This window comes from Micromonospora chokoriensis, from assembly GCF_000718555.1.
Taxonomy (GTDB): Bacteria; Actinomycetota; Actinomycetes; order Mycobacteriales; family Micromonosporaceae; genus Micromonospora; species Micromonospora chokoriensis_B.
Genome location: NZ_JOAN01000034.1, coordinates 1 through 13,791 on the forward strand (window position 1 = coordinate 1; position 13,791 = coordinate 13,791).

At 68.7% G+C, this 13,791-nt stretch carries 12 protein-coding genes; 3 read left to right on the forward strand and 9 right to left on the reverse strand.

Features of this window, described 5'->3' with window-relative positions; genetic code table 11:
* Positions 1 to 445: 445 nt before the first annotated feature.
* Positions 446 to 1,282 (reverse strand): TIGR02452 family protein, encoded by an 837-nt coding sequence (locus tag IF46_RS0131110; RefSeq protein ID WP_030491980.1) that lies wholly within the window; start codon positions 1,280 to 1,282, stop codon positions 446 to 448.
* A 958-nt stretch (positions 1,283 to 2,240) separates the two neighbouring features.
* Between IF46_RS0131110 and cspE the strand changes: the two genes are divergently transcribed.
* Positions 2,241 to 2,444, forward strand: a complete 204-nt coding sequence (cspE, locus tag IF46_RS0131120; RefSeq protein ID WP_013283833.1) for a cold-shock protein — start codon at positions 2,241 to 2,243, stop codon at positions 2,442 to 2,444.
* A gap of 277 nt (positions 2,445 to 2,721) precedes the next feature.
* On the opposite strand, the gene iolB is transcribed toward cspE, so the two are convergent.
* From iolB to IF46_RS34630, 8 genes are all read right to left on the reverse strand, one after another.
* A complete protein-coding gene (iolB, locus tag IF46_RS0131125) occupies positions 2,722 to 3,546 on the reverse strand; it encodes a 5-deoxy-glucuronate isomerase (protein WP_036393836.1) in 825 nt (274 codons plus the stop codon).
* Positions 3,547 to 3,590: 44 nt separating this feature from the next.
* Entirely contained in the window at positions 3,591 to 4,775 is a 1,185-nt protein-coding gene (locus IF46_RS0131130; RefSeq protein ID WP_030491982.1) for a glycoside hydrolase family 88 protein, read from the reverse strand.
* An 84-nt stretch (positions 4,776 to 4,859) separates the two neighbouring features.
* On the reverse strand, positions 4,860 to 5,537 hold the full coding sequence (locus IF46_RS0131135) for a hypothetical protein (RefSeq protein ID WP_051724288.1): 678 nt from the start codon (positions 5,535 to 5,537) through the stop codon (positions 4,860 to 4,862).
* Between the two features lie 4 nt (positions 5,538 to 5,541).
* Positions 5,542 to 6,438 (reverse strand): carbohydrate ABC transporter permease, encoded by an 897-nt coding sequence (locus tag IF46_RS0131140; protein WP_030491984.1) that lies wholly within the window; start codon positions 6,436 to 6,438, stop codon positions 5,542 to 5,544.
* Entirely contained in the window at positions 6,438 to 7,301 is an 864-nt protein-coding gene (locus IF46_RS0131145; RefSeq protein ID WP_232234227.1) for a carbohydrate ABC transporter permease, read from the reverse strand. The genes IF46_RS0131140 and IF46_RS0131145 overlap by 1 nt, the downstream gene beginning before the upstream one ends.
* Positions 7,302 to 7,417: 116 nt before the next feature.
* Positions 7,418 to 8,722, reverse strand: coding sequence for an ABC transporter substrate-binding protein (locus IF46_RS0131150; protein ID WP_030491986.1), 1,305 nt, complete (start codon positions 8,720 to 8,722; stop codon positions 7,418 to 7,420).
* A 41-nt stretch (positions 8,723 to 8,763) separates the two neighbouring features.
* A complete protein-coding gene (locus IF46_RS0131155) occupies positions 8,764 to 10,752 on the reverse strand; it encodes a DUF2264 domain-containing protein (protein WP_030491987.1) in 1,989 nt (662 codons plus the stop codon).
* Positions 10,753 to 10,955: 203 nt separating this feature from the next.
* The gene (locus IF46_RS34630; protein WP_157563707.1) at positions 10,956 to 11,099 is read right to left on the reverse strand and encodes a hypothetical protein; all 144 of its coding nucleotides are present in this window, start codon (positions 11,097 to 11,099) and stop codon (positions 10,956 to 10,958) included.
* Positions 11,100 to 11,122: 23 nt separating this feature from the next.
* Here IF46_RS34630 and IF46_RS0131165 point away from each other — a divergent pair, with 23 nt between their 5' ends.
* Both IF46_RS0131165 and IF46_RS0131175 read left to right on the forward strand, forming a co-directional pair.
* On the forward strand, positions 11,123 to 12,262 hold the full coding sequence (locus IF46_RS0131165; RefSeq protein WP_030491988.1) for a substrate-binding domain-containing protein: 1,140 nt from the start codon (positions 11,123 to 11,125) through the stop codon (positions 12,260 to 12,262).
* 477 nt (positions 12,263 to 12,739) lie between these two features.
* Positions 12,740 to 13,783 carry an FHA domain-containing protein gene (locus tag IF46_RS0131175; RefSeq protein WP_084598114.1) on the forward strand — a complete coding sequence of 348 codons (1,044 nt, stop codon included), beginning with the start codon at positions 12,740 to 12,742 and terminating at the stop codon, positions 13,781 to 13,783.
* The last annotated feature ends 8 nt before the right edge of the window (positions 13,784 to 13,791 follow it).

A 13,791-nucleotide genomic window follows, 5' to 3' on the forward strand; every position in this document is an offset into this window, starting at 1 on the left:
CGAGCCTGGCGCCCGTTCTCAGCCCGTTTGTCCGGCCTCCCCCGTGCAGAGAGAAAGTTACGCGGACAGCCCAGCGAAGGCAAATCAGGGTTCATCACTCGTTCCGACGACGATTACGCAACCGCCCCCGGCCTGCCCAAGCCCGCACGGTTCATCTGGCGCCCGGCCCCGTGGGCCAGCTCGAACACCTGGGGGCCATGCCTGCCGGCACCGTCCCCGCCCAGCGCAACGACACCGCAGCCCGCGCGCCTGTAGCCGCCGCACCCGTCGCCACGGCGCCGTTGGCGCGCGTCCCGGTCAACCGCATCAGGCGTACCTCTAGATTCATCCCCCCATTGCCCGCGTACCGCCGCCCACCCGCTCCCCACAGATCCCGGATGTCACCGCCGGCTGCGGTCACCACACCCCTGTTGCCGAGCGTCGTCATCCGGCGACATCGCGCCGCTCACCCACGCTCGCTCGGCACCGCCGAATCCGCAGCGGAATCCGGAAAGCGTTCTACGAACGTGCGGTACACCGGTGTTCCCGGCAGGTTGTCGTGGATGGCGAACACCACGTGGTCGAAGCGATCGACCTCCCGCAGCGCGTAGGCGAAGGCGTTGGCGACCGTAGCGGGATCATTGCGGAACACGCCGCATCCCCACGCGCCCAACACCAACGTCCGATGGCCGTGCGCTGCCGCGACCTCCAGCACCCGGCGAGCACGCTGGGCCAGCACCGCCGGCACGTCCGCGACATGTTCGGGCTGGTTGCGGAGGATCTCGCCCAGGTTCGGCGCCGCAGCGGTCAGGAACGACGTGGTGTACGGCTGGTCGAGCAGATCACCCTTGTCGTCCCGGAACACCGGCACGTACGGGGAGAAGATGACTCGGTCGCTGTACCGCAGGTCCCGCTGTGCGCGGTGGAACGCATAGAACTCCGGGGCGGCAAGGAGACACGGGTACAGCGCCGAGGAACGGGCGATGCTCTCCTCCTGCGCCTTCGCCCCGCCCAAGAACCCACCGCCCGGGTTCTTCGCCGAGGCGAACACCAGACAGGCCGTTCCGGGCGCCAGCCGACGGGCCGCCTGCAACGTCGACTCGTACGTCACCTCCACCCTGCCTCCACCGGGCTCCGCGTTACCCAGCGCGGGCACCTCGTCCGGCAGGTGGAGACGAGTGCTCGCGACTGCAGCCCGTACCAGCTCGCCAATGCCGACCTCGTGACCCGCGCTATTGCGATAGCGACCCGAATCGGCGATTGCGACCGTCTGCCGGGCAATCTCGCGAAGACGGCCGCTCATCCGGCGTACCCGTCTGCGCTACGACCCTCGTTCACCATGACGAGCAAGCTAGGCAGTCCCGCCCCGACGGGCAACCGGGTTAGTGGTCGGCGGTCAGTTGAGAGGGTTGTCGGCAGAGAAGTGCCTGCTGATCCAGGTACTGACAGGACCTCCCAGTGCGGTTCGGGCCGACGTAGCGCCGAGGACGTGGACAGAACCGAGATCCGTGCCGTCCTGACCACCAGGCGGGCCCAAGGTCACCTCTGAGCGGGCCGGACTGCCCGACTACGGCGGCAAGCGGCGGGTGGCCGGGCTACGCCGTGAGGAAGTCGCGCTGCTCGCCGGCGTCTCCGACAGCCCGACGAGGCAGTGCGGGCCTGCCTGTTCGAACTCGCCCGCACCGCGGACACCACACCCGGCGTCGCCCGGACCCGCCGCCCGACCCGCCACGTACGGGGTCAGCTCCCCCGTAGCTGCCGACGCAGATCGGCGTGTCGGGCCGCATCCACGACGATCAGCCCGATGATCAGCGGTATCAGCAGCACGAGCGGGGACGGCGGTGCCAGGGAGGTCGCGAGGGCGGAATGTGCTCCACAGGAATCTCGATTCCGACGTTCTCCCGGGTGATGTCTCCGGATCCGGCCCACCGCGCACCCCGGTGTCGAGCCCGTCGAGCGCGGCGAATCCCCAGCCGGCAGCGACGGCCTGGTCGACGTTCGCTTCACGGCGATAGCCAGGGCGGCATCGATGGAGCAGACAAGCGACCAGGTCCACTGAGCTCCGTGGAGTCGGCAACGGATCATGTGCTACGGTAACCGAGTTGCAGTTTTGATTTCCGTAGACGTCTTCCAGCGCCTGATGGGGTATCTGAAACCCATCCAGGCGCTTTTCGTTTTTCGTGTCGTTTCGACGCGGGTGATCAACGCGGCGGCGTAGGGGTCCGCACAGTGCGGTCTCTAACAGCCTGCGAGGAGCAGACATGACTACAGGTACCGTGAAGTGGTTCAACGCCGACAAGGGCTTCGGCTTCATCAGCCCGGACGACGGCGGCGCCGACGTCTTCGCCCACTTCTCCGCGATCTCGGCGAGCGGCTTCCGCAGCCTCGACGAGAATCAGAAGGTGGAGTTCGACATCACCCAGGGCCAGAAGGGCCCGCAGGCGGAGAACATCCGCCCGCTCTGATCGACACTCTGCGAACGGCGGCCCGACTGATTCAGCGGGCCGCCGTTCGGCGTTTCATACGCCCACCACGGCACCCCGAAATCGTCTGACCGGTAGAAGTCCGGCCATCTCGGTGTAGCGAGTGGGTGGCGCAAACGAGCGCCGCAGCGCCGACACTGCCTGTGCCGAGATGGATCGGCTAGCGCCGGCCTGGTCGCGATAGTCTGGTCCATCCCACGGATGTCGCTGGTGACCACCGCGACGCGGCCGCCGAGGCGAAAGGTGTCCAGGACCGTCGCTACAGGCCCAGGCTGCGCAGGGTTGGCACGGTCTGACCCACCCAGGCGAGGGCGGCGTCTTCGCGGGCGCCCTGGGTGCGTTGTGCGCCGGCCAGGAACCACAGGAAGTAGGTGGTGTAGCCGGGCGCGCTGACCACGGTGTGGTAGCCCTCGGGCATCATCTGCATCACATGGTCGCGGATGGTGACGTTCTCCTCGTACCCGTCGTCGGTGTAGACCCGGCTGATACCGAAGCCGTCCGTCGGGTTGACGCGGTAGTAGTACATCTCCTCGTGTGCGGCCTCCGCGGGCAGGTCGTCGACCCGGTGCCGGTGTGGCGGGTAGGTGCTCCAGTTGCCCGAGGGCGTGTAGGTCTCCCCGACGATGAGCCGGCGGGCGGGCAGGGCCGGTTGGGCGATCTCGGTGAGGATCTGGTGGTAGGTACGGCCGAAGTTGGCGGCTCCCCAGCGGCCGGTCGCGACCTGCTCCGGCAGGATGACATAGGGGTCGGTCGCCAGCTCGCTGGGAGCGCTGGGCAGCGCGATCTCCACGTCGGTGACGGCCTCGACGCTGATCGAGGAGCCGGCCGGGAGGTAGACGGAGTACGGTTTGCCGGAGAACACGTCCGGACGACTGCCGACCTGCGGAAAATGGTGGCCGGCAACGGTGAAGTTGGCCGTGCCGCCGAGGATGACGGCCAGGATCTCCCGGTCACCGGACTCGCCGGTCCAGGACTCGCCGGCCGAGAGCCGCAGCAAGGTGAAGTCCAGCAGCCGGCAGGGATTGACGGGCAGCGTGTTCCGGCCGTCGGCGGCGGGAATGGTGCAGTGGTAGCGGTAGTCCATGGTCACCTTTCGGGATGCGGGGCGGTGCGGGTCGGTCGCGGTGTTTACCAGGGGCTGGTCCAGCCGGGGATCGTGGCGCGGGTGAGGGCTTCCAGGTAGAAGTAGTCGCCCCACAGGGTTCCCTCGTCGACGCCGACGCTCTTGGGTTTGTCGTAGACGCCGTGCAGGATCAGCGCGTTCGAGCCCGGATGGCCGCCGGTGGAGTAGTGGTCGATGAGCGAGCGCAGGATCTCGGCGGCGGCTGTCCGGTACCTGTCGGCACTGGCCGGGTCGGTGAGGTTGTCCGCGAGTTCGCGCAGGCCACAGACGGCGATGGCCGCGGCCGAGCTGTCCCGCTCCTCGCCGCTGCCGTCGCCGAACTCCAGGTCCCAGTACGCGACGTGGTCGGTTGGCAGGTCAGCGAGGAAACGGTCGGCGCAGGTCCTCGCGGCGGCAAGCAGCGCGGGGTCACCGATGTGCCGGTGGTTGAGGCTGAACCCGTAGATGCCCCATGCCTGCCCGCGGGCCCAGCAGGAGTGGTCCGCGTGGCCCTGTTCGGTTTCGCCGCGCAGTGGCACACCGCTGTCCGGGTCCCAGTAGAACGTGTGGAAGGTGGTGCCGTCCGGGCGCAGGATGTGCTGGCGCAGTTGCGCGGTGTGCCGGCGTGCCGCGGCCGCGTAGCGGTCGTCGCCGGTGGTCTGGCTGGCCCAGAAGAGCAGCGGCGTGTTCATGAGGCTGTCGATGATCGTGCGACCGCGTTGGCGTGGGTCGTTCAGATCGCCCCAGGCCTGGATGATTCCGGCGGGTTCGAGGACGCGCGTCATCAGGTGGTCGGCGGCGGCGAGGGCCGCGTCTCGGGCCTGCCTGTCACCGGTACGACGGGCCGGCGTGACGCAGGAGAGGGTGTAGAGGAACCCGAGGTCATGCGTGTCCAGGTCGATGCCGCGGGCCATCCGGGCCGCGAAGCTGTCCACGTGGGACTGTGCGGCCCGCAGGTGGCGGTCGTCGCCGGTCAGGTCGTGGGCCAGCCAGAGCTGGCCGGGCCAGAAGCTGGTGGTCCAGCCGACGTTGGCGCCCTCGGGTTGGCCGGCGCTCGGTGGCCGGAGCGGGTAGCGGTTGGCGTCGGTGGTATCCGCGGGGTACCGGTCGCCGAAGGTGGCGATGTTCGCGTCGACGGTGCGTATCGCGGCGGCCACCGCGGCCGCCGTGGCCTCTGCGTCGGAGCTGGGACGGACGTCGGTCGCCGTCATGGATGCTGTTCTCCCTCGTGGGTCCGGTCCGGTGCCGGGCCGGTGTGTCATCGGGGTCCCGGCTCGGTGGCCGGAACGTGGTGGTCAGGTGAGCTGGGGTGCGGTCGTCGGTGGGTCGAGGGCGGCTCGCAGGGTGAAGCGGCTGTTGGCCCAGACGACGTAGAGCAGCGGCGCGGCAGCGAGGCCGAGCGTGATCGCGGGGCGGGCCGCGAGGATCTGGGCGAGCAGCGCGAGCACGAGCAGAGACACGGCGGTGAGGTACCAGCGGCGCACCGCCAGAAACACGCAGGCGCGGGCCACCTCACGCAACCGCGCGGTGGGTCGATCGGCGAGGGTCACCAACCCGAGCAGCGTGGTCGCGACGGTGAGAACGATCAGGGTCGCCAGCACCGGCAGGGCGAGTGCCCCGACCCGGTGGCCCCACGCGGCGCGGACGTCGACGGCGAGCACGACCAGGACCGCCATGGCTGCCGCCGTCCAGAGCGTCGCCGGCCGGGCGGTGGCCCGCCAGGCACGGCAGTAGGTGCGCAACACGCCGCCGGTGTCGCCGGCGGAGTAGGCGGACATGACCGCGAAGACCGCACAGAGCCCTGGCGCGCAGAGCGGGGCGGTCAGCGCGTACAGCGGCCAGGAGCGCGCCGCGTCGGTGGTGAACGCGAGCGTCACCAGTGGCAGGCAACCGAGCACCAGCAGCAGGTTGCTGACGAGCGCGACGTAGAACCCGTCGAAGACAGCCGTGATGGTGTCGTGGCGCGAACGCATGGCCTCAACCCTTCAGTCCGGTCGAGGCGACGCCCTCGATGAAGTAGCGCTGGCCGAGCAGGAAGATGACCGCGACCGGCAGCACAGACAGCACCGAGCCCGTCATGATCAGCGCGTACTCGGCGTTGTACTGGGAGATGAAGGTGTTCAGCCCCAACTGGATGGTGCGCAGTTCCGGACTGCGCAGGTAGATCAGTGGGCCGAGGTAGTCGTTCCAGGTGGTCGTGAACATCAGCAGGGCCAGGCTGGCAAGCGCTGGCCGGGACAGCGGCAGCATGATCCGTCGGTAGATGCCGTACTCGCTGAGCCCGTCGACCCGCGCTGCTTCGCTGAGCTCCTCGGGGATCGTCTCGTAGAACTGCTTCATCAGGAACACGCCGATCGCGCCGAACGCCTGTATCGCGACGATCGACCACAGCGTGTTCGACAACTGCAACTTCGACATGAGGATGAACTGCGGGATCATGTACGACTGCCAGGGCACCGCGATCGTCCCGACGTACGCCAGGAAGAGCGCGTTGCGGCCGGGAAAGCGGACGCGGGCGAAGCCGTAGGCCGCGAAGCTGCCGGTGAACACCTGCAGGAAGGTGACGATCACCGACAGCAGCAGGGTGTTCCCCAACCACGTCGTCATGTCCGAGCGCTGCCAGATGTCGAGGTAGTTTCGCCACACCACGGGGTCGGGGAGCCAGGTGATCGGGATGGTGAAGACGTCGTTGTTGGTCTTCAACGACGCCACCACCATCCAGAAGAACGGCAGCAGCAGCCCGGCTGCCGCGAGCACGAGAGCGGCGTACCCGACGAGCCGGCCGGCCCGAGACCTGACACGTCGGGCAGAGGTTCCGTGGTTGCCGGGCACGGCGATGGCCGGGACGGGCGTGGAGAGGTCGGTCGCGGTCATCAGCTGTTCCTCCGCTTGTTGACCATGAACTGGATGACCGTGATGCCGAAGCAGATGGCGAACAGGACGATGGAGACCGCCGAGGCGTAGCCGAACTGGTTCTCCTCGAAGCCCTTCTGGTAGATGTACTGCGAGAGCACCAGTGTCGACTGGCCCGGCCCGCCGCCGGTCATCACGAGGATGAGGTCGAAGACCTTGAAACTTTCGATGGTGAGCAGCACGGTGACGAAGAAGGTGGTGTGCCGCAGGCCGGGGAGGGTCACGTGCACGAACCGCTGCCACGGTGCGGCGCCGTCGGTCTCGGCCGCCTCGTAGAGCTGGGCCGGGATGGTCTGCAGGCCGGCCAGGAACAGCAGCATGTAGTAGCCCATGTACCGCCAGGTGCCGACGATGATGACCGCCGGCATCGACCAGGTCGCCGACGCGGTCCAGCCCGGCGGATTGTCCACGCCGACGGCGCCGAGGAGAGCGTTGATCGGGCCGTACTCGGGGCTGAACAGCTGGTTCCAGACGACCGCGATCGCCACGATCGAGGTGATGTAGGGGAAGAAGGCGACGGTACGGAAGAACCGTACGCCGCGCAGTTTGCGGTTGAGCAGCAGCGCCAGCCCGAGTGCTGCCGCGAGGGTCAGCGGGATGTGGAAGACGGCGTAGTAGACGGTGTTGCGCAGTGCGGTCCAGAAGCTCGCGTCGTCCCACATCCGCCGGAAGTTGGCGGTGCCGGTCCAGTCGGCCACCCCGAAGACGTTCCAGTTGGTGAACGCCACGTAGAACAGCACGACGACGGGTAGGAGGGTGAGCACGGCGAAGCCGACGAAGTTGGGGAGGATGAACGACCAGCCGGCGACCGTGTTGCGCGACACCAGCCGCCGGTTCCTGGGTCTCGTGCGCGGCAATGTTGCCATAGGGAGTCTCCGGAAGCGTTCGGCATGGTGGCGGGACCGGCGTGCGGCTCAGGCGCGCCGGTCCCGCCACCAGCTCACTGGTTGAGAACTTCGTTCTTGGCGCGGGCCTGCGCCTTGCTCAGCTCCGCGTCGACGCCCTTGCTGTCGGAGAGGATCGCCGAATGCGTCTCGTTGAGCAGGTTTTGCAGGCCGGCGGTGTGCTTCGACACCGGGTTCTCCGGCTTGATGGTGTGCTTGGCGTAGGCGAACTTCGACAGGTCGTCCTGCGGTACGCCGTCCAGCCCGAACAGGCTCGCGGTGACCGCGTCGCTGACCTGGGCCGGGGTGATGCCGATCCCGGCCAGCGCCTTGCCGGCATCCGGGCCGGCCGCGTACTTGAGGAAGGCCTTGGCCGCGGCGGTCTTGGACTTGCTGATCTTCGGGTTGATCCCCAAGCCGGTTGGGTCGCCGAAGGTGACCGGCGTGGCGGAGGTGCCGGTGGTGGACTTGTCGAACTGCGGCGCCGGTGCGATCCCCCACTGGAACGTGTCGGCGTCACCGCTCTTGCGCTGGTTGAGCAGCGTGGCCACGTACCAGGTGCCCATCAACAGCATCGCCGACTGCTGCTTGCCGAACTGGGCCTGGTAGGTGAGCTTGTTGGTCTTCGCGGTGCCGAAGGTCGGCTGCGCGCCGGCCGCCTGCAGGTCCAGTGACCGCTCGTAGTACGGCTTCAGGTAGCCGAAGTCCCCGGAGAGCAGGTCCGCGTTGGGGGTCTGGGCGAGCGCGAATCCCTGCACTGTCGACTGGAAGGTGTGCTGGTACGCGCCGGTCGCGTTCGAGCCGGCCCCCTTGAGCCCGGTGTGCAGTCGCTTCGCCGCGTCGGTGTAGTCGTCCCAGGTCCAGCTGCCGTCCGGCGGCGTCACCTTCGCCTTCGCGAACAGGTCCTTGTTGTAGAACAACACCCACGAGTCCTGCCGGTAAGGCACGGCGTACGCCTTGCCGTCCACCTGGTACGGCGCCAGCGCCGGGCCCGAGCCGAGACCGGAGGTGGTGTCGGAGACGTCGAGCAGCTGGCCACCGCTCTGGTACGTGTAGAAGTTCTTGAGGTTCTTCATCACGTACACGTCCGGGGCGGTGCCGGCGGCCAGGTCCGTGATCATCTGGGTGTCGTAGTCGTTGCCTGGGGCGTACTCCTTGAGCTCCACCGTCACGTTCGGGTGGGTCGCCTTGAAGCCGTCGGCGAGCGTCTTGAACTCGGGCGTGGACGACAGGCTCCAGCCGGCCAGAGTGATCGTCACCGGGGCGTTGGGGTCGACTGGCTCGTCTCCGCCGCCGCAACCAGCGAGAACAAGCGTCAGGGCCGTCGCGGCGCTGATGACGGCCGGTATCGCACGCTTCATCCCTTTCTCCTTAGGTCAGGGGCCCAGACGGGCCCGCACTGCTACCAGGCCACCCGGGTGGGCCCGGCCTGCTCCGTGTCCAGACGGGTCGACGTGCTGATCCCGTCGGGCCAGTCGACTGCCAGGTGGAGGCCTTCGGCGTCCTCGTCGGCCGCGACCTGGCATGCCCGCCCGGCCGGGGCTGCCGGCACTGCGGACAGCTCGATGACGGCGGTGACCCAGGCGCCCGGCCGAACGGGGTGGTCCAGCCAGGGCACGACCAGCCCGCCGGCCAGCGGCCCGCCGTGCGCAACGGCGGTGGCGCCTGCCGTTCCGCCGCCGTGAACGCTCTCGAGCCTGCTGGTCCGGCCGGCCCCGGTCACGACCGCCACCCGGTCGCCGAAGGTCGCCGTCGCGTCCCCGGGAACGGCCCAGCCGCCGATCCGTAGCCGCAGCGCAGCCGCCTCGACGCCGTCGGCGAGGCCGTCGACGCGGGTCAGACGCAGCTCCCAGGGGCCGCGGACCAGCGAGAACACCGTGAGGTGCCCGGCCGGTCGGGACCGGCCCCGGCGACCGCCGCCGTGATCGCGCTGACCCGGATCCGGGTCAACCCAGTGGACGAGGGCACGTGATCCGGCCACACCCACGCCGTCGGTGTCGGCGTGGACGGTCAGCAGGTACAGGCCGGCGCGGTGGGTGACCCGGCCCGCGTCGTCGACGAGAGTGACGGACTGGTCGAGCGGACTGGCCCAGCCGCTGTCGTCGAGGACCGGGGTGGTGGCGGTGGAGTAGCCCAGTCGGGCATAGAGCGGGGAGTCTGAGACGGTGGCACCCTCGACGGCGTTGTCGGTGCCGTGGTTGACGACGCGGACGATGCCGTCGGCACGGGTGCCGGAGACCAGCCAGCCGGGTGCGCGTATCGCCCGCAGCGTGTCCCGCTCCTGCACCGGCAGCGGCTCCTCGGGAGTCGTCCACACCGGATGGTCGGCGGGTAGCGCGATGCCGAGCAGTCCCTTGCTGGCCCAGTACGGCGAGCCCGGTCCGGAGTACGACTGCGCCAGACGCGGCCACGGCCCGTGCCAGCCGAGGGTGAGCAGGCCGCGTTCGTCAAAGGCGTCGTTGGCGACGAAGTGCCGCACGATGCTGGTGGCCGCGCGGCGCAGCTGGCCGAGGCTGACCGAGGGCACGCCGGCGATGGCGCCGACCCAGAACGGCGCCGCCGCGGCGAAGCGGTAGGTCAGGCTTCGTCCCTGGATCAACGGTGATCCGTCGGCGCCCACGAGCGCTACAGCGTCGCTCAGGAAGCGGTCGAGGCCGGCCAGGTCCCGTTCGCGGCGCTGCTCGGCCAGGTCCGCAGCGCCGGCCATCCGGGCCCACAGCGTCGGGTACAGGTGCAGGGCCCAGCCCACGTAGTGGTCGTAGGCGCGGTGCGGCCCGTCGGCCATCCAGCCGTCCCCGCGGGCGAAACCGTCGTGTGTGGCCAGGTCCTCGGCCATCTCGTCGAGCGAGTGCGGCCCGCCCACCGACCGCAGGAACGTCTGTACGACCAGCCGGAACCAGACCCAGTTGATCCTTGGGTACGTGTCGTCGCCGACCGCCGGGCGCAGATAGTCCACTACCCGCTCTCGCACCGCGGACGGCAACCGGTCCCAGATCCACGGGCGGGTCAGGTCCAGAACCAGTGCGATGGAGGCGGCCTCCACCTTCGCCTGGGGGTGCTCGTCCAGGCGCACCCAACGCTCCGGAGACCGCGGGTCGGTGCCGGCGGCGATGCCGCTCGCGTACCGGTCCACGAGCTCGTCCACGCCCACTCCCTGGGCACCCGCGATGCGGAAGCCGGCCAGCAGGAAGGTGCGAGCGAACCCCTCCAGGCCGTCGACGGCACGCCCGTAGCCGCCCTCCGGCCCGGGAAAGGTGACGAGGGCGTGGCCGGGCGACGCGAACGGCCGGGTGGCGGCGAGCATCCGGTCGGCGAGGGCCAACCAGTCATCCCGGTGCCAGGTCGCGGCGGAGGCAACCGGTGCCAGCCGGCCAGCCGGCCCGAACGTCATCCGAGGTCCTGTCGCATCGAGCCGTCTCCGTGGAAGGTGGCGAGCGGGGCGGTGCCCATGAATGTGACGTACAGACATCCGTCGGGTTTCCGAAGTAAAACGCTCACAACAGAGCAAGTCAATGCCGTTCTCAAACCGATGTGGACACAGCCGATCAAGAGCGCGCACAACGCCGCCTTGATGCTCCAACCGCTCTGATACGATCACAATCGTTCATAGCCGCTCGCCGCCGGCAGGCACGGCTCGGCGACGGATGGGGAGATCAGCCGACCCGGCTCGCGATCGACGTCACCGCGCTCGACCCGGCCGGCGAACTCGTCCGTACCCTGCAAGAGCTCTCGCCGCACGAAGCGTTCCCCGGAGGTCCCCCATGACCAAGGACAGTCCTGTCGTCGCCACGGCGGAGGGCTCCCGAGGGCCGCTTCAGGTCGCCCGCCGCCAGCAACTATTGGCGGCCCTGCAACGGGACGGCTCGATGCGCGTCTCTGACCTGTCCCACGTGCTGGGCGCCGCGCCGGTCACCATCCGGCGCGACATCGCGGAGCTGGCCGCCGAGGGGTTGGTTCGCCGCGTCCACGGTGGGGTTGCCCTGATCCTGCCGGACGACGCGCCGGCAGCAGACGAGGCACCTGTCGCCGGCCTGGACCCGCTGGTCGGGCGGGCCCTCGGCATGCTCGTGCCCTCATTGGACTACTACTGGCCGGACGTGGCTCGCGGCGTCGAGGGAGCGGCCCGCGAGCTCGACATGCGCGTGGTTCTGCGCGGCTCCTCCTACGACACCGAGGACGACCAGCCGCAACTGGCCCGCCTCGTGGAGCGGATGGGCGTCGACGCGCTCATCATCGCGCCGAGCATGGACACACCGAGCGCCGAGCGCACCATCGAATGGCTCGACCAGGTCGGCGTCCCGGTCGTCCTGCTGGAACGCACCGCGACGGTGGGCAGCCACCACGCGGTCATGGAGTCGGTGGTCACCGACCACGCGCTCGGTGCGGCCATGGCGGTACGCCACCTCACCTCGCTCGGACACCGCAAGGTCGGCCTGGTGCTCGACGCCAACAGCCCCACCAGCCAGCACGTACGACGCGGCTGGCTCGACGCCACGACCGAGTGCGGCCTCGACTCGGACGCGACGGTCGTGGCCGTGGTGCCCGACGCGCGGTCACCGGAGCGGGACACCGTACTCAACGACGTCCTCGACCGGTGCCGGGCGACCGGGACGACGGCGCTGCTGGTGCACGCCGACGCCGAGGCCATCGCGCTGGTGCAGCACTGCGAGGAGCGGCATCTCTCCGTTCCCGGCGATCTCTCCATCGTGGCGTACGACGACGAGGTCGCCGGGCTCTTCAGCCCGCCGCTGACCGCGGTCCGACCGCCGCGACGCTCGATCGGACGGGCCGCGGTGCGTCTCGTCGCCGACCGGCTCGTCGACCCCGAGCGCCCCACCCACCGGATCGTCATCAGCCCGTCACTGCGGGTCCGGGGATCGACCGCGCCGCCACCCGCGTAGCTGCTCTTCCGTCTGCGAAGTCGGATGGGCGCTGGGCGTGATGGTCGCACGATGACCCGGAGACGTGGTGACGCGCACCCCGACGCAATGTGCTTCGTGCAGGTCACCGAGAGTCCGAACATGGGCGTCGAGGTGTCGACTGGTCGGGCGTGGATTGGGGTTGCGGCCACGTACACCAGTAACCAGGCCCGCAGCTCGGCGTCGTGCCGCTCGGTGGCATCCAGGTCGTCGAGACTGGACGACCAACCCATGCTGTAGGCCACCACCAGCGAAGGCCTCGACACCGACCGACTGTCGTTCACCACCGCAGCCACCATCCACCCGCACAGCGAACAACCGACCTCGTCCCTTGTCGACGACGCCATCACTCTCATCCCGGAACCGGGCCGACGACCTGCGGGAATGCTTAACTTCCTCGCGTTGGGCATAATGGCCGTGCCCCGGCCTCGGGCGAGGACGTGAGAGAGCGAGGAAGTCATGCGATCGCCGACGGTGATCATCGACCTTTCGCCCGTCGTCCGCGACCAGAATCTCAACGACTGGGGTTTAGTCGAGAAGATCGTTCGCGCCTGGCGCGCACAGCGCGACAACAACGCCACCTTCTACGGGGTCGCCGATAACAGTCTGTGGCACTGCCTCGACGAAGTGGGCAAGCGAGCATTGAGCGACTGGAAGAAGCGCAAGATCGCCCGTTCGGTACCGTTCGCCGACCCCGATATCATCGAGTTGGCCGAGCAGCACCCCCACGCGGTCGTCATCACCAGGGACCTCTACCGCGACCTGCGGCGTGATCACCCGTGGCTTCAGGGATCCGACAGATTTTTCAGCCCGGTCTACACGGACGGAAAGGTCAGCTTCGAGCAACTGGTGATGGCGCCGATCGACGAGTCTGAAATGTCCATGCGTGTCGAGGCTGGTGGGCTCAAACCGAGAGGCCTAGCCTCGCCCGAGGCCCGACAGGTGCTGGATAGCGAGTGGGCTTGCGTCAACCCTGGGTGCGTCTGGGGCGGGCTGCCCGTGATCGACAAAGACCCTTACTACCGCGACGGTGTCGTGCGGTGTCCTGACTGCGGCGAGCCGGTCAATCGTGTCGGAGCCATCGGCCACACCCGAGGGGTCGTCGTCTTCCTCGGCACCGAGGAGATTGATCGCTTCGCCGTTGCCGAAGGGCGAACGATTGTCGTCGGGCGCGCGAGAGGTGAGGACCGATATTGCGTACGGGACGTGCTGGAAGCGGCTCAATTCGCCCTCGTGAGCCGCGATCACCTCGCGGTATCCAACGTCAACGGCGATCTCTTCGTCGAGGATCTCGGCTCAAAGAACGGCACCAAGTTGAGTCACGACGGAACGACGACCGCACTTGAGCCAAGCGTGCGGCAGAGAGTCCTTCAGGGCGCCCGAATCAGTCTCGCGAAGGGTGCGCTTCAGATTCGGCGGTCCGGGCGCAAGCGGGTTCGCGCTCGTTGGGATCCTGATCTTGCGACGCCACCATGGGCAAACCCGAACAGAGAACACGCTTAGGGCAAGGA

Coding starts and splice junctions, on each gene's coding strand:
- IF46_RS0131110 (WP_030491980.1), bottom strand. CDS start 1,282: ATGAGCGGCCGTCTTCGCGAGATTGCCCGGCAGACGGTCGCAATCGCC.
- cspE (WP_013283833.1), top strand. CDS start 2,241: ATGACTACAGGTACCGTGAAGTGGTTCAACGCCGACAAGGGCTTCGGC.
- iolB (WP_036393836.1), bottom strand. CDS start 3,546: ATGGACTACCGCTACCACTGCACCATTCCCGCCGCCGACGGCCGGAAC.
- IF46_RS0131130 (WP_030491982.1), bottom strand. CDS start 4,775: ATGACGGCGACCGACGTCCGTCCCAGCTCCGACGCAGAGGCCACGGCG.
- IF46_RS0131135 (WP_051724288.1), bottom strand. CDS start 5,537: ATGCGTTCGCGCCACGACACCATCACGGCTGTCTTCGACGGGTTCTAC.
- IF46_RS0131140 (WP_030491984.1), bottom strand. CDS start 6,438: ATGACCGCGACCGACCTCTCCACGCCCGTCCCGGCCATCGCCGTGCCC.
- IF46_RS0131150 (WP_030491986.1), bottom strand. CDS start 8,722: ATGAAGCGTGCGATACCGGCCGTCATCAGCGCCGCGACGGCCCTGACG.
- IF46_RS0131155 (WP_030491987.1), bottom strand. CDS start 10,752: ATGACGTTCGGGCCGGCTGGCCGGCTGGCACCGGTTGCCTCCGCCGCG.
- IF46_RS0131165 (WP_030491988.1), top strand. CDS start 11,123: ATGACCAAGGACAGTCCTGTCGTCGCCACGGCGGAGGGCTCCCGAGGG.
- IF46_RS0131175 (WP_084598114.1), top strand. CDS start 12,740: ATGCGATCGCCGACGGTGATCATCGACCTTTCGCCCGTCGTCCGCGAC.